Annotated in this window: 14 protein-coding genes; 9 read left to right on the top strand and 5 right to left on the bottom strand. The window is 62.8% G+C overall.

What is annotated here, in order from left to right:
• Positions 1–10 precede the first annotated feature (10 nt).
• The 7 genes from CQ041_RS19640 to CQ041_RS19610 are packed head-to-tail and all read left to right on the top strand — an operon-like array spanning position 11 to position 6,459.
• Positions 11–1,219: a type II and III secretion system protein family protein gene (locus CQ041_RS19640; RefSeq protein WP_105521898.1), complete on the top strand. Its 1,209-nt coding sequence runs from the start codon at positions 11–13 to the stop codon at positions 1,217–1,219.
• Positions 1,216–2,409, top strand: coding sequence for a pilus assembly protein (locus CQ041_RS19635; RefSeq protein WP_105521899.1), 1,194 nt, complete (start codon positions 1,216–1,218; stop codon positions 2,407–2,409). The genes CQ041_RS19640 and CQ041_RS19635 overlap by 4 nt, the downstream gene beginning before the upstream one ends.
• On the top strand, positions 2,406–3,680 hold the full coding sequence (locus CQ041_RS19630; RefSeq protein ID WP_105521900.1) for a CpaF family protein: 1,275 nt from the start codon (positions 2,406–2,408) through the stop codon (positions 3,678–3,680). The genes CQ041_RS19635 and CQ041_RS19630 overlap by 4 nt, the downstream gene beginning before the upstream one ends.
• A 10-nt stretch (positions 3,681–3,690) precedes the next feature.
• Positions 3,691–4,572, top strand: a complete 882-nt coding sequence (locus CQ041_RS19625) for a type II secretion system F family protein (protein ID WP_105521901.1) — start codon at positions 3,691–3,693, stop codon at positions 4,570–4,572.
• A gap of 1 nt (position 4,573) precedes the next feature.
• Entirely contained in the window at positions 4,574–5,461 is an 888-nt protein-coding gene (locus CQ041_RS19620; RefSeq protein WP_105521902.1) for a type II secretion system F family protein, read from the top strand.
• A gap of 10 nt (positions 5,462–5,471) precedes the next feature.
• Positions 5,472–6,179: a tetratricopeptide repeat protein gene (locus tag CQ041_RS19615; protein WP_105521903.1), complete on the top strand. Its 708-nt coding sequence runs from the start codon at positions 5,472–5,474 to the stop codon at positions 6,177–6,179.
• A 10-nt stretch (positions 6,180–6,189) separates the two neighbouring features.
• Positions 6,190–6,459, top strand: a complete 270-nt coding sequence (locus CQ041_RS19610; RefSeq protein ID WP_105521904.1) for a DUF3613 domain-containing protein — start codon at positions 6,190–6,192, stop codon at positions 6,457–6,459.
• Here the strand turns inward: CQ041_RS19610 and CQ041_RS19605 are convergent.
• Together CQ041_RS19605 and CQ041_RS19600 are read right to left on the bottom strand one after the other, a co-directional pair.
• Positions 6,453–7,241 (bottom strand): response regulator transcription factor, encoded by a 789-nt coding sequence (locus CQ041_RS19605; protein WP_105521905.1) that lies wholly within the window; start codon positions 7,239–7,241, stop codon positions 6,453–6,455. The genes CQ041_RS19610 and CQ041_RS19605 overlap by 7 nt on opposite strands.
• Positions 7,242–7,367: 126 nt before the next feature.
• Positions 7,368–7,817 (bottom strand): prepilin peptidase, encoded by a 450-nt coding sequence (locus CQ041_RS19600; RefSeq protein ID WP_105521906.1) that lies wholly within the window; start codon positions 7,815–7,817, stop codon positions 7,368–7,370.
• A gap of 72 nt (positions 7,818–7,889) precedes the next feature.
• On the opposite strand from CQ041_RS19600, the gene CQ041_RS19595 reads away from it, so the two are divergent.
• Both CQ041_RS19595 and CQ041_RS19590 read left to right on the top strand, forming a co-directional pair.
• Positions 7,890–8,333 (top strand): TadE/TadG family type IV pilus assembly protein, encoded by a 444-nt coding sequence (locus tag CQ041_RS19595; RefSeq protein ID WP_105521907.1) that lies wholly within the window; start codon positions 7,890–7,892, stop codon positions 8,331–8,333.
• Positions 8,330–11,062: an ATP-binding protein gene (locus tag CQ041_RS19590; RefSeq protein ID WP_105521908.1), complete on the top strand. Its 2,733-nt coding sequence runs from the start codon at positions 8,330–8,332 to the stop codon at positions 11,060–11,062. Before CQ041_RS19595 ends, CQ041_RS19590 begins: the two co-directional genes overlap by 4 nt.
• Here CQ041_RS19590 and CQ041_RS19585 read toward each other — a convergent pair.
• The 3 genes from CQ041_RS19585 to CQ041_RS19575 all read right to left on the bottom strand — a co-directional run bounded on the left by CQ041_RS19585 (position 11,059) and on the right by CQ041_RS19575 (position 14,333).
• Positions 11,059–13,002, bottom strand: a complete 1,944-nt coding sequence (locus tag CQ041_RS19585) for a pilus assembly protein TadG-related protein (protein WP_105521909.1) — start codon at positions 13,000–13,002, stop codon at positions 11,059–11,061. The genes CQ041_RS19590 and CQ041_RS19585 overlap by 4 nt on opposite strands.
• A 126-nt stretch (positions 13,003–13,128) precedes the next feature.
• Entirely contained in the window at positions 13,129–13,686 is a 558-nt protein-coding gene (locus CQ041_RS19580; RefSeq protein WP_105521910.1) for a DUF4136 domain-containing protein, read from the bottom strand.
• A 44-nt stretch (positions 13,687–13,730) separates the two neighbouring features.
• Complete coding sequence (locus tag CQ041_RS19575) at positions 13,731–14,333, bottom strand: DUF4136 domain-containing protein (RefSeq protein WP_105521911.1); 603 nt, start codon at positions 14,331–14,333, stop codon at positions 13,731–13,733.
• Positions 14,334–14,357: the final 24 nt, after the last annotated feature.

Genomic DNA, 14,357 nt, shown 5'->3' with positions numbered 1-14,357 from the left:
GATGACTTGAATGAGCCATCGCTACGCACCCCTGCTCACGCAATTGGCCTGCGCCCTGATGTTGTCGGGTGTGTCAGCCGGCGTGGCCGTGGCCGCACCTGGCAACTGCAGCGCCCTGGGCCAACTGCCTGCCGTGGTCGAAGTGGGAGAAGGCCTGCAGCAGGAACTGCAATCGCCGGTGGCCATTACCCGCCTGGCGATTGGTGATCCCAAGATCGCCGACGTGCGCGTCAACGGCGACCGCAACTTCCTGCTCACCGGTCTCGCCACCGGCGCCACCAGCCTGATGGTCTGGACCGCCTGCGCGAGTACACCGCGCCAGAGCATGATATTCGTCAAGGGCAAGGCGACATCGGCGCTGACCAGCCTGACCCTGTCGCCGTCGGAGGATCCGACACTGCCCAGCCAGGTGCAGACCGATATCCGCTTTGTTGAAGTCAGCCGCACCAAACTCAAGGAAGCGGGCACTACCATTTTTGGCAGCACGCGCAACTTCCTGTTCGGCAGTCCCGGCTCCACGATTGCCACCCCCAACCTGCCCTTCGATACCGGCAGCTTTAACATTGGCTTCGGCACCGGCCGGTTTTCCGCGGTCATCAATGCCTTGGAACGCAGCGGTTTTGCCTACACGCTGGCACGCCCGAGCCTGCTGGCCATGAGTGGCCAGAGCGCCACCTTCCTGGCGGGTGGTGAAGTACCAGTACCGGTGCCCAGCGCCGGCAGCGATACCATCTCCATCGAGTACAAAGAGTTCGGTATTCGACTGACCCTCACGCCCACCGTGATTGATCGCAACCGCATCACCCTCAAGGTGGCGCCGGAAGTCAGCGAATTGGACTACAGTAATGCAGTGGTTATCTCGGGCATCCAAGTACCGGCCCTGACGGTACGCCGCACCGACACCAGTGTGTCCCTGGCCGATGGCGAAAGTTTCGTGATCAGCGGCCTGATCAGCACCAACAACCGCTCCACCATCAGCAAGTTTCCAGGGCTGGGGGACATCCCGATCCTGGGCGGCTTCTTCCGCGACTCCAATATCAATCGTGAAGAAAAAGAACTGCTGATGATCGTCACACCGCACCTGGTGCAGCCGCTGGCCGCCAACGCCCCGCTGCCCTCCTTGCCCGGCGAAAAACTGCGCAGCTACGACCCTAACTGGTACCGCCTGTTTTTCCTCGAAAACGGTAATTTCGACCGTCGCAGTGGACTTTCCCAATGAGCGATAGCCTGAGCCAGACGTTTCTGGCAATTACACGCAACAACACCGACCTTGAATGGCTGCAGGGCGCCCTCGCGCCCCTGGGCCAGGTAGTGAGCGCCGGCACCGGCAGCCTGGACGAATTGCTGGCGCTGGTGGACGTGACCTTCGCCAACCTGGTGTTCGTCGGCCTGGACCGTGAAAACGTGGTGGCCCAGAGCGCATTGATCGAAGGCGCACTGGAAGCCAAGCCGATGCTCGCCGTGGTCGCCCTGGGCGATGGCATGGACAACCAGTTGGTGCTCAACGCCATGCGCGCCGGTGCGCGGGATTTCGTCGCCTACGGTTCGCGCTCCAGCGAAGTCGCAGGCCTGGTGCGCCGCTTGAGCAAACGCCTGCCGCCGGTGGCCAGCAACGCGCACCTGGGCGGCCTGACCGTGCTGTTCGGCACCCAGAGCAACGCCGACGGCGCGATGCTGGCAACGCACCTGGCGCTGGTGGTGCAAAAAAGCGGTCAACAAACCCTGCTCCTGGACCTGGGCCTGCCGCGCAGCGACAGCCTTGCCCTGCTGGGGCTGGAGAGCACGTTCAATTTCGGCGATGCGCTGCGCCACCTGCGCCGTCTCGATTCCACCTTGATCAACAGCGCCTTCACTCCGGCGCTGGATGGCCTGCGCATCCTCGCGTATGCCACCGGTGACGACCCGCTCAAACTCACCAGCGCCGCCGAGTTGTTCATGCTGCTCAGCGCCTTGCGCCAACACTTCCAGCACATCGTCGTGAACATCACCGGCCAGCCCGACAGCGAAGCCCTGCGCACCTTTGTCAGCCATTGCGACAAGTTGCTGTGGTGCACCGACCAGAGCGTGCTGGACTGCCGACGCAACCTGGCGATCCTCAACCGCTGGCGCGACAAAGGCATGAAGCTCGAACACGCGCGCCTGGTGGTCGACCGCTACATCAAGTCCTGCGCCCCGGACACCGAAGCCCTGGAAAAAAGCTTCGGCCTGGAATGCGTCGCCGTCCTGCCACTGAGCGCCGAACTGCGCCTGAACGTGAAAAACCAGGGCCAGACCCTGTTCGCCCTGGCACCACGCGAACCGCTGACCCAGGCCGTGCGCACCCTCGGCGAGCGCCTAGCGAAACGCTCCCAAGGCCTGGAAAAACCTTCGATGCGCTGGTTTGAGCGCCTGCTGGGGTCCGGACGATGAGCAGCGAAAAACTCTTCGGCGGCCCGGCCCGCAGCGCTGGCGCCGACAACACCGACCACGACGGCCTGAAACTGGTGCTGCACCGCTACATCATCGATGCCATCGAAGAGTCAGGCAAAAACCTGCTGGAAGGCACGCGGCAGATCCTTGCGCAATTTGTCGTCGACAAGGTCTCGGAATACATCACGCGCATGCGCCTGGCGATCTCCCGTTATGAAATGGAGCGCCTGGCTGAAGAGATCGTCGATGAACTCACCGGTTTCGGTCCGCTGGAAGTGCTGCTGCGCGACACCGCCGTCACCGAGATCCTGGTCAACGGCCCGCACCGGGTGTTCATCGAACGTGACGGCCTGTTGCACCAGAGTGACTTGCGCTTCATCGACGACCACCACGTGGAGCGCGTGATGCAACGCATCCTTGCGCCCTTGGGCCGACGCCTGGACGAATCGTCGCCGATGGTGGATGCGCGCCTGCCGGACGGCAGCCGGGTCAACGCCATCATCCCGCCGATTGCCCTCGACGGCCCGTGCCTGTCGATCCGGAAATTTCGCAAGGACATGCTCAAGAGCACCGACCTGGTGGCGATGCAGACCATCGACCAGAGCATCTTCGAGTTTTTCCAGGAAGCGGTGGGCAAGCGCTGCAACATCCTGATCAGCGGCGGTACTGGTACCGGCAAGACCACCCTGCTCAATATCCTCAGCCAGTTGATCAACCCCCACGAACGCTTGGTGACCATCGAAGACGTGGCCGAATTGCAACTCGGCCACCCGCACGTGGTGCGCCTGGAAACCCGACCGCCGAATGCCGAGGGGCATGGTGAGGTCAAGTCCAGCGACTTGATTCGCAACGCCCTGCGGATGCGCCCGGACCGCATCATCCTTGGCGAAATCCGTGGCGTCGAAGTCCTCGACGTCATGACCGCGATGAACACCGGCCACGACGGCTCCATGAGCACCGTGCACGCCAACAATGCCCAGGACGCGCTGCTGCGCCTGGAAACCCTGGTGGGCCTGACAGGCCGGGTGATCGCCGAGAAAACCTTGCGCCAGATGATCTGCGCGGCGCTGGACGTGATCATCCAGCTGACGCGGATGCCCGATGGCCGCCGGTGTGTCAGCGAGGTGGTGGAAGTGGTGGGCATACGCGATGACGTGTATGTCACCAACACACTGTTTCGCCTCGACCGGCGCACCGGTTTCGGCTTCCTGCGCGAAGCGCTGAACCCGGCCGGCGACAAGCTGCGCCGCGAATCGGCCTTGCCGCTATAGGGAGTGCCCGATGACCGGACCCGTGCTCTTGCTGGTGTGCCTGCTGATGATCGGCGTGTCGTTCTGGCTGTTCCAGAATGGCTTGCGCAAGGCTCAGACCAACCGTGTGCTGGAGCGCCTTGGCGACGGCCAGCCCGAAGCCCACCAAGAAAAAACCGCCTGGAACGGCCTCGAACGGATGTTCGCGCGTGCCGGACTCGGCAAGCCCACCGATCGACTTGGCCTGTGGCTGAGCGGTTGGGTGGTGGGAATCCTGTTGGGCTGGATCATGGCCGACGGGCTGGGGTTCATCGTGATGCTGGTCGCGCCGCCGCTGGTGCTGCGGATCTATATTTCCTGGCGCTATCAGCGCCGCGTGCAGCGCATGGTCGAGCAGTTGCCGCAGCTGCTCGACCACAGCGTGCGCAGCCTTAAATCCGGTCGCACCCTGGCCGACGCCGTGCTGGGCGGTATCGAGAACGTCGAAAATCCGCTCAAGGATGCGTTGGGTCGGGTGCAGCGCAACGTGCGCATGGGCGTGAGCCTGCCGGACTCGGTCAGCGACTTTGCCGAGTTCTATGAACAGGACGAGTTTCGCCTGTTCGCCCTGGGCCTGAAGGTCAACCACCGCTACGGTGGCAACGCCAGCGAACTGCTGGAAAACCTGATCAAGATGATCCGCGAGCGCGAACAGGGCTCCCGCCAACTCAAGGCCATGACCGGTGAAACGCGCATGACCGCCTACGTACTGGGCGGGCTGCCGATCCTCATCGTCGGTTACTTCATCATGGTCAACCCCAACTACTTGCTGACGATGTGGAACGACGAAACCGGCCGCAACATGCTGTTTGGCGCCCTGGCGATGGACGTCACGGGAACCCTGATGATGTGGCGCATGCTGAGGAGTGTCTGAGATGGTGCTGCTGGCAGCCGTCCTGATGTTGCTCGCCGTTGGCGTATTGGTGGGCGGTCACTTGCTCGAAAACCGTCGGCGCGAGCGGCGCATCGCCGATCGCCTGCAGGGGCAGCTGGGTGGCGATGCCACGCTCGGCACCCTGATGCGCCAACTCGGTGGCAGCACCCTGGCCCAGCGCTCGGTGAGCCTCGACAACGAAAGCCAGATCCTGCTCAACCGCGTCGGCTGGCGCAAGGCCAACCAACGCTCGCTGTTTGCCGCGTTTCAGATCGGCACGCCGATTGTGGTCATGGGCTTGACCATCCTCGTGCAACAGGTGTTTTTCCACGACTTCGAACCGGCCTGGATCGCCCCGGCCCTGGCGCTGGGCGTTGGCTACCTGCTGCCCAAACGGGTGCTGGCGGCCGCCGCCAAACATCGCCAGGCCCGCATCGCCAAAGAGATCTCCACCTTCATTCCGCTGCTGCGCATCCTGTTCGAGTCGGGGATGGCGGTTGAACAGTCACTGCGGGTGCTGGGCAACGAGGCCCAGCGTCTGCTGCCGCACCTGACCCACGAGTTGCGCCTGATCCTGGCGCGGGTCGATTCCGGGCTGGAGCTGGGCGAGGAACTGGGCAAGACCGCACGCCTGCTGGAAGTGGATGAATTTACCGACACCTGCATCATCCTCCAGCAACTGATCCAGCAGGGCGGCGGCGCGATGAAGTCGTTGCTGGCCCTCAAGCAATTGCTCGATGACCGGCGCCTCACTGGCCTGCAGGAATACATCTCGAAAATGTCGGCGAAGATGTCCGTGGTGATGATGGTGTTTCTGTTTCCCGCCTTGCTGATTGTGCTCGGGGGGCCGGCGTTTATCGGCATTGCCCGAGCCCTGAAAAACTTTTGAGGAGCGCCTGATGAAACTCATGATTGCCGCCATGGCCCTGCTGATGCTGGGCGGCTGCGCCACCAACGGCCAATCGCCGTGGGCATCGCTGGGCTCCGGCAGTTGCAGCAAGCCCAGTGCCGACCAGGAATTGGCGCTGAACCTCGCCGATGACATGGCCAACGAAGGCAAGCTGCACGCCAGCCTGGCCAACCTGCAAAGCCTGCCCGATGCTCTGCCCCAGGTACGCCAGCGCAAGGCTCGCGCCTATCGTTTGCTGGGCCGCAATGAAGCCGAGCCGCTGTACCGCAGCCTGGTGGGCACGTGCATGGGCGCCGCAGGCGAGCATGGCCTGGGCCAACTGGCGGCGGCCAAGGGCGACAACGCCCAGGCCCTGGCCCATATGCAACGGGCCGCACAGTTGGCGCCCACCGACGACAAGATCCGCAACGACCTGGGCGTGGTGTACCTCAACCAGCTGCGCCTGGAGGACGCGCGCTTTGAATTCATGACCGCCATCGAACTCAAGCAGAGCGACACGCTGGCCGCCGTCAACCTGGTGACGTTGCTCATCTATCAGGATGACTGGGGCCAAGCCGCCAAGGTGGTCAGCCAACTGGGCCTGAGCCCCGAGCAGGTCAACCAGGCCCAGGCGCGCGCGCAGCAACTCAAGGACTCAGGCGCCTCGGCGCGCAAAGTAGCGGCGGTCAGCGATGCCCAGCCGCTGACGATCAAGTAAGGAGTCAGTGATGAAAGCCCATTACCTTGCCTGCCTGGCACTGCTGCCACTTGCAGCGTCGGCGATTGAACCGGGGCCATCGTCCCCGCAACAAGCCGAAACAGAGAACTGGATGACCCTGCAGATCAATGGCCGTGCCGCGTCGTCAACGCCACAACGCACCTCGCCCGCTGAACGGGAGCAGGCATTGCAACGCTGGCTGGACAGTAACAAGCACCCGATTCCGGAATTCTTCGAATCGGAATCGGGCGGGGGCTCTTCAGGCGGGAGCAGTCAGTGAGCGGTGACCCGCTGGCGCATCGCCGAGTTGTTCGGTGACAGCGCCAGCGCCAGTTGCGTGCGGTTATGCATATGGGTCAGGCGCAACACCTGGGACACGTACAGCTTGACGGTGTTCTCGGTAATCCCCAGTTCACAGGCAATCTGGTAGTTGGTCTGGCCCTTGCCGACCAGCCGCGCAACGTCGAGCTGGCGCGGTGACAGCTGGGTGAAAATGCTCGGTATTTCCACTGCACCCGCGTCTTCGCCCGCCAACTCGCCTTCGTCCGCCGCCGCACTGGCAGGGCTGCGGCGCACTTTGTCGAGGTCCAGATACAGGTCGTTGATGGATTCGGAAAGGTATTGCAGCTTCTGGTTCAGGTGCCCCAGTTGCAATTCTTTCTGGCGCTCTTCCAGCGCCGACTCTTGACGCTGCAGGCCCTCGAGCAACTCATCGAGGTTGATGGGCTTCTGGTAGTAATCGGCGATACCGGCGCGCAGGGCCTTGATCACGTCCTGCTTGTCGGCGCGCCCGGTGAGCATGATGGCTTCAAAGGCGCGCTGCTTGCCGGCGACTTTCTGCATGGCCTGGACCAGCTCGATGCCGTCCATGTCAGGCATGTGCAGGTCGCAGAGCACGAGGCCCACTTCGGCGTCCTCGGTAAAGCGCTGCAACGCCTGGCGGCTTGAGCCACACGGCACGCAACGATAGCCACTGCTTTCGAGAAACTCGCAGAGTTCTTCAACGATCAGCGGTTGATCGTCGACTACAAGTACTTTTACTGCCGAGGTAAGCTTGTTCACGCGCTACTCCATGCCTGGCAAGCCAATTGATTGACCTATCCCTTTTGACGAAAAATCCTGCTCATCTGTTGAATAAACCTAGCTCTACTTTCCGACTATGTACATAGCAGTAGAGCGGCTGGGCGACTAATGGATCCAAAGCCAATACAGTACAAACCCTGTCAATACAAACGGGGCGAATGGCTGTTTTTTTGACGGTTTGTCGACGGATACGTCACTACCGCGCCTAAGCCATTGACTAATAAGTAGCCAGCCGATTTGCGCTGCCGCAGCCCCAATCAACGACCACAGCAAATAATCGACCGTGGTGGCCAAACCCAAGGCACCGAGCAGTTTCACGTCTCCCGCGCCAAACCGCCCAACGGCATAGCCCGGCAATGTCAACAGCAGCGCCAGCGCGAATGCCCACCCTCCTTGACTGGCGGGCGCGCCCAGCCAAGTGGCGCCGGTCCACAACAGGTAGATCAACGCCAACAGCGCCAACCCCAGGGTCAGGCTGTTGGCAATTTGCCGCTGACGCATATCCTGAATTGCACACAGTCCCAGCCAGATCACAATTACTGCGCCATGAATCACGTAAAAAACATCCCTTTTTGCTGATTGATTCTATGCTGATATCAAGTAGTAGCCGTCAGGGTAGACGCAGTCATGAAAACAAGCCTCCCTAGAAAGCAAAAAGGTGCGGCGGCGATTGAGTTCGCGCTGGTATTCGGGATTTTTTTTGCCGTGTTCTATGGGTTGATCAGTTATAGCTTGCCGATGCTGTTGCTGCAGTCGTTCAACCAGGCGTCGGCGGAAGCCGTGCGCCAGGCCATGGCTGTCGACCCAGTGACCGCCGGGACGGCATTTGGCGCCCAAGTGACCCAACGGGCGAAAGACGCTGCCGTGCTCCAATTGAGCTGGATCCCTCCCAGCTTTCAGTTCCAGGCTTCCCATGTGGTCGCCACTTATGTGGGCACCACCCTGACGGTGGAGATCAAATACCCCACCACTAACCTCTATTCAGTATTCCCCGCGCTGGTGATACCCGGCGTAGGCACGGTGCCGAACCTGCCCGCCACCCTGTACGCCCGTTCGAGTCTGCAATTTTGACGGCGGGGGATAATCTGTTCGGACGCCTGCTCGGTCGTACCCACGCCCTGCCCCTCGAAGCGTCCGCCGCGCCCGGCAATGGCCTCTACGTGCTGTTGGACCACCAGGGTCACGTCCTGAATGTCAGCGGCGCCCTGCGCATGCTGTTGGCCGCCCGCAACCTGGGCCACGCCGGCGTGTTGCTGCGTGACCTGTTGAGCGCCGACAGTGCGCTGAGTATCGAAGGCAGCCCCGCCGATTGGCAACGACACAGCCTTGACCTGGACTTCCAGGGCCCCGCTGGCCAGGTCCTGCACACCCGCGGATGGGTGGAGCGCCAGGGCGACGGCTGGACCCTGCGCCTGCTGGACATCAGCGACCTGCTCGCCGGCCGCCAATTGAGCCAGCACCGCGAACAGCATCACCGCCTGGCCAGCCAGATGAGCGAGCAGTTGCGTGTCTGCAGCCTGAGCCGCCTGCCCGAGGTGTTCAACGAACACCTGCGCATTCTCTCCCAGCACTGGCGCGTGCCCTGCGTCGCACTCGCCCTGCTGGACGAAGAGCATCAGGACTGGCGCATCTACGGCCAGTACAGCGCCCATGATGCCCCGGCCCTGTGGCAAACCGGTCAGCGCCTCGGCACCTGCCTGGACAGCGCCAATGGCAATGCACCGCTGACCCTGGACATCACCAAGGGCGGCAGTGAAAACCTGCGCCTGCACAGCTTGTTTGGCAATGCCGATGGATTCCTCGTCCCCTACCGCGATAGCCAGGGCATCGCCGCCTGGCTGCTCTGCGGCTTCTTCACCGGACAGCAGCACACCAGCGACCGGGACTGGCTCACCCTCACCGCCGCCCTCGCGGACCCTCTGCTCGGCCGCCTGCGCGAGCAGCGCCATCAGCAGCAACTGGAACGTGTCGACGCCCTGCAAGGCCTGCTCGGAACCGGCTGGTGGGAGCTGCTGCCCGCCACCCAGGAAATCCAACTCGCCCCGCAACTGCTGCGCAGCCTGGGTCAGGCGGAAGCCACGCCCAAGCAAGCCCTCGGCCGTTGGCTGGACGTGATCCACCCCGCCGACCGCCAGGAACTCGACAGCCGCCTGCAAGACCTGCACACCTTGGGCAAACCCTTGCTGACCAGCGTGCGCCTGCACCCCAGCGACGCCGAGCCGAACCCCATCTGGTACCGCGTCCAGGGCCAGGTGCTGGGTGCCGGCGACCACCGCCGCTGGGTCGGTTTCATGCTCGACATCAGCGACATCAAGAACCAGCAAGTGCAAGCCGCCGCCGCTCACGCGCGGCTGGACAACCTGATCGCCAGCGCCCCGGCCGTGATCTACGTGCAACGCTACGTCAGCGGCGCCCTGCATCCGGCCTTCTTCAGCGACAGCCTGCTGCCGCTGCTGGGCTGGACCCTCGCCGAGTGCAACCACGACAACCTGGCCGCACTGATCCATCCCGACGACCGCGACCTGTACTTCGAACGCACCCGCCAGTTGCTGCGCGAAGGCACTGCTCGCAGCCGCTACCGCGTGCGCGATAAACAGGGCGGCTACCACTGGCTGCTGGATGAAGCCAAGCTGTTGCGCGACGACCTCGGCCTGCCGGTGGAAGCTGTCGGCCTGTGGCTGGACGTGACCGAGGCGACCCTGGCCGCCGAGCACGTCAAGCAAAGCGAAGAGCGCTATCGCATCCTGGTGGAAGACTCCCCGGCGATGATCTGCCGCTACCGCCCCGACCTCACGCTGACCTTCGGCAACACGCCGCTGGCCAACTACCTGGAATGCGTGCCCAGCGAACTACCGGGGCTGAATCTCGGCCAGTGGCTGTCGGACGACCAGCGCCAGGCCTTCGTGCAACGCATCAGTCAACTGAGCCCGGAATTCCCGGTGAGCACCGCCGAAATCAGCCTGGAGCTGCCGGGCCGTGAGCATGCCTGGTGGGTGTGGTCGGACCGTGGCGTGTTCGATGAACAAGGTGCGCTGGTGGAAGTTCAGGCCGTGGGCCGCGATAACACCGAGGTGCGCCGCTCCCAACAGCAACTGACCCAGAGTGCCAAGATGGCCACCCTGGGCGAAATGGCCACGGGCCTGGCCCACGAGATCAACCAACCGCTGAACGTAATGCGCATGGCCATCGTCAACGTGCTCAAGCGCCTGAGCAACGGCGACGTGCAAGTGGAGTACCTCACCGAAAAACTCCAGCGCATCGACAACCAGGTGCAGCGCGCGGCACGGGTGGTGGACCATATGCGTGTGTTTGGCCGCCGTTCGGAAATCGAACAAAAGCCCTTCGACCCGGCCCAGGCCGTGGAGGGCTCGCTGTCACTGCTCAGCGAAGGCTTGCGCGGCAAAGGCGTGGAAGTGCTCGTCACTCCACCGGCCTTCGCGGTGCAGGTCAAAGGCTACGTCGATCAACTGGAACAGGTGCTGATCAACCTGATGGTCAATGCCCGCGATGCGTTGTTGAGCAAAAAGGAGAAACACCCGGACTTCCAACCCTGGATCGCCCTGCACTGTGAACATGACAGCCGTCATGTGCGCATCCTCGTGGAGGACAACGGTGGCGGCATCGACCCGCGCCTGCTGGAGCGGATTTTCGAACCGTTTTTCACCACCAAGCCTATCGGCGTGGGCACCGGGCTCGGGTTGTCGGTGAGCTACGGCATTGTGGAGAACATGGGCGGACGCTTGAGCGTGGTCAATGGCGAGCACGGCGCACGGTTCTGCGTGGAACTGCCGGTGCTTTAGATCACCAGATAGGCACGCCCCATGTGACAACTGAGGTTGGCCCCGACTTCAGCGCCGCCGAGGGTGATGCCCAAGGCTTTGAACAGCGTATTCAGGATCGGGTCGAGGATGGGTGACAGCAGGCTCTGGATCGCGCCCACCAATGTGTTGGTGATCGACGTCAGCAGGCCTGCTACACCGGCCAGCGCACCGCTGGACACCGAACCGCTGGGCGGCGCGTAGGTGACTTGAAGGCCGGTGAGGGTGCCGCTCAGGCTCGACACCAGATTGGTTGAGCCCAAAGTCTGGTAGGTGGGTGCCAGGTTCATTTCCGCCACCGGCATGTAGTACATCGCGCCGGAGGTCGAGCCGATGCTCGATTGGGCCTTCAACAGCAGGCCGCCGCCCTTGTTGGCTTGGCGCGTCCCGCAAACGACCAGCAGCACGCAGTGCCTGGAGCCGATGTCGAGCAGGCGCATGGGCTGCACGGCCACGGGAGCCGACGAGGAAAATGCCGTCGACGGGTCAATGTCACCGACCGTCAGCGTGGCCAGGCTGGTGGTGGTTTGCGCGGTCAGGGATTTCGTCGCGGTGCTGGCGCAGGTGAAATCGCTCACATAGCTTTGCGCACCACCCGCTTCGATCAGGATGTCCAGGCTGCTCGCAAGCTGGATATCGGTGGTGTCGCAGGCCACCACGCACAATACCGAGTTGATCACCCCGCCCAGGTTCAGGTTCAACAGGTTGCTGACGATCCCGGTCACCGGCGTGGTAATGCTGGTGACCGCAGAGGCCAGTGCCGAGACGGTGTTCAACACCGGCAGGTCGATGGATATCAAGGTCCTGACCTGGGCCGTGCGCACGAAAATCTGATCGACCTTGGGCGTTTTGGTAAACCCGACCTTGGCTTTATATGGGTTGCCAATCGCCGACAACTGCGGGGCTTCCATCACCTTGGACTGGATCGACACGCTGCCCAGCCCCAGGAGATTGACCTGCACCGCCGCGCCCACTGCGTTCTTGCTGCTCGACAGTTGCGCCACGCCTTGCAGCAGGCCAAACAACTGCACATCGGTATTCAGCGCTGCGGCGGGCGTACCGGTGGCGATCTTCAGCAGATCGCCCACGGTCAATACCTTGGTGTCCGGCGCAATGGCCTTTATCGCCAGGGTGTCATTGATGACAGCAGTGAGTGCCGGGCTGTTTTTTTGCAGCACCTTGACCGAGGCGTCAATCAACTGGTTGGCGGAGACGGCGGTTTTCAGCAAGGCATCGTAGTCACCGGCCTGGACGTTCAACTGCACGGCCAACTGGTCGAGGTAATTGAGCAGGTTGACGTTCGCGCTGGCCAACCCCGTGTACCCAGCCGCTGAAATCGACAGGCTGCCGCCCAGAAAACCGCCAAGGGTGGCGTTGAGCAACGCAGATTTGCTCGAGTCGACGTTGACCAGCGTGCTGCGGATCGTCAACTGCGCCACCGGCGGGGCGAACGCCGCGACCGCGGTCGCGGTGAGGTTGGTCTGGGTGGTAACCGCATTGCCGGAGAACAGGTTCCACAGGCCGCTGGCAATACCGGTGACCACACTGCGGGAAGCGATCACGCGCACGGCGTCGTTCTTGCTGGCATCGGCGGTGAACACGCGGATATTGCTGGCATTGGTGGCCAGGGTGCCACAGGTCACGGCCAACCCACGGCTCGCGTCTCCGGCGACCACGGTAAAGCCATTGCGGGTAGCGTTCTGCTTGGCGTAATCGTTGGCGGTGGTGGTAGGTGAACAGAGGCCGCCGCGGGTGGCGGCTTCCAGCGCAGCGGAGTCGGCGATGGACTGCAGTTTGCGCTTCTCGAGGTACAGGCGACCGCTGTCGACGGCCAGCAACATGAAAACCAGCGCCACCGCCAGGGTTGCCGCCGCCATCAAGCCAATCGCACCACCTTGCCTGGAACGAAGTCGGGGAGACATCGAGCACTCCTTTAGCGCTTACTCTCCGTAGTTGAATTGGAGTGTAGACAAGGCTAGGAGACCGACAGGATTTTTGTGTCTGGAGCAGGATCAATGGGGGGAGGAGGCTAGCCCCTCCCACACTATTCAGCGCGGCGGGTAGGTCGAGAGAATGTGATTCACCGTGTTGCGAATCGCACTGCTGCGATCCTGCGGGTTCGGCGTACTGCTCATCATCTGCTCATCACTGCCACGCCACACCAGTTTGCCGTCCTTGCCGTCGAGCAGGTCGATCTGGATGGTCGCCACCTTGTAGGTGATGTTGCGGGTTTCGTTGTACATCGGCCCGCCCCAATAGCCATTCCACGGGCCGCCCCAGGCGCCGCCGTAGTTGGTGGTGACTTGTTGCTGGCGGTCCTCGACGATCAGGTAGGCCTGTACATTCAGGTCAGCCTTGGTCCCCGCCGCTGCCGGGCGCAGGCCGCGTTGGTCGAGTTGATCGCTGACGGCCTGGCGGATGCGTTGTTCGGTGAGGTCGCTCTTGATGCGAGGATCATCCGGGCGGTATTGCAGGGCCGGGTCTTTCCAGGCCCAACTGCGGTAGGCGCCGAAATCCCGACTGGCGTCAAAGTCGTGGTTGACCTGATTGGTCTGGCAACCGCCCAGCAACATCACAACAGCGAGCGTAGCGATACGACGAAACATGATGGTTCTCCAAAAGCGCACGGCGCTTGAAATGAGAATAGCGGTTAACTGGGAGGATACGCCGTCATCGCCTTCTGCACGGCCTGGCGCAGGGCGTCGCCGCGTTCGCTCTGGCTGCCTTTGCTGCCGGTTTCCGCACTGGCACTCCAGACCGGCTGACCGGTGCGCGCATCGAACAGGTCGACGCGAACCACCACAACCTGGACTTCATAGGTGCGCACGATCGGCACCGAGTTGTACATGCCGTAGCCATTGCCATAGCGGTTATAGCCGCCATAGCCGTAGCCGTAGTCGTCCTGGACCTGCCTGAGGCGCTTCTCCAGGCGGACATCGGCGCTCACAAACAGATCGGCGGGACGCTTGTCATGCAAAGGGCGCAAGCCGCGCTGGTCGAGAGCGCCGCTGACGGCTTCGGCAATCTGCGCCGAATCCGCCCAGGCCGTACCCGCCGGCAACTGGCCGTTGCGCCAGGCCCAATTGCGGTAGGCACCGTAGTCACGCACGGGCGCCGGATAGGCGCTGGCATCGAAGGTCCTGGCCGCCTGGGGCGGGGCCGCGGGGATCGGGGCCGAAGCGGCCACGTAGGGATTGGGGCTGGAACAGGCCGCCAACCCCAGGGAGAACAACACCAAACAGAGACGACGCATTTCGACCTCCGCAGACTGGGCCGC

The sequence above is a fragment of the Pseudomonas sp. MYb60 genome, assembly GCF_002979555.1.
In the GTDB taxonomy this organism is placed as follows: domain Bacteria; phylum Pseudomonadota; class Gammaproteobacteria; order Pseudomonadales; family Pseudomonadaceae; genus Aquipseudomonas.
The sequence above is the reverse complement of the archived record's forward strand: the minus strand, read 5'-3'. Positions and strand labels throughout refer to the sequence as shown.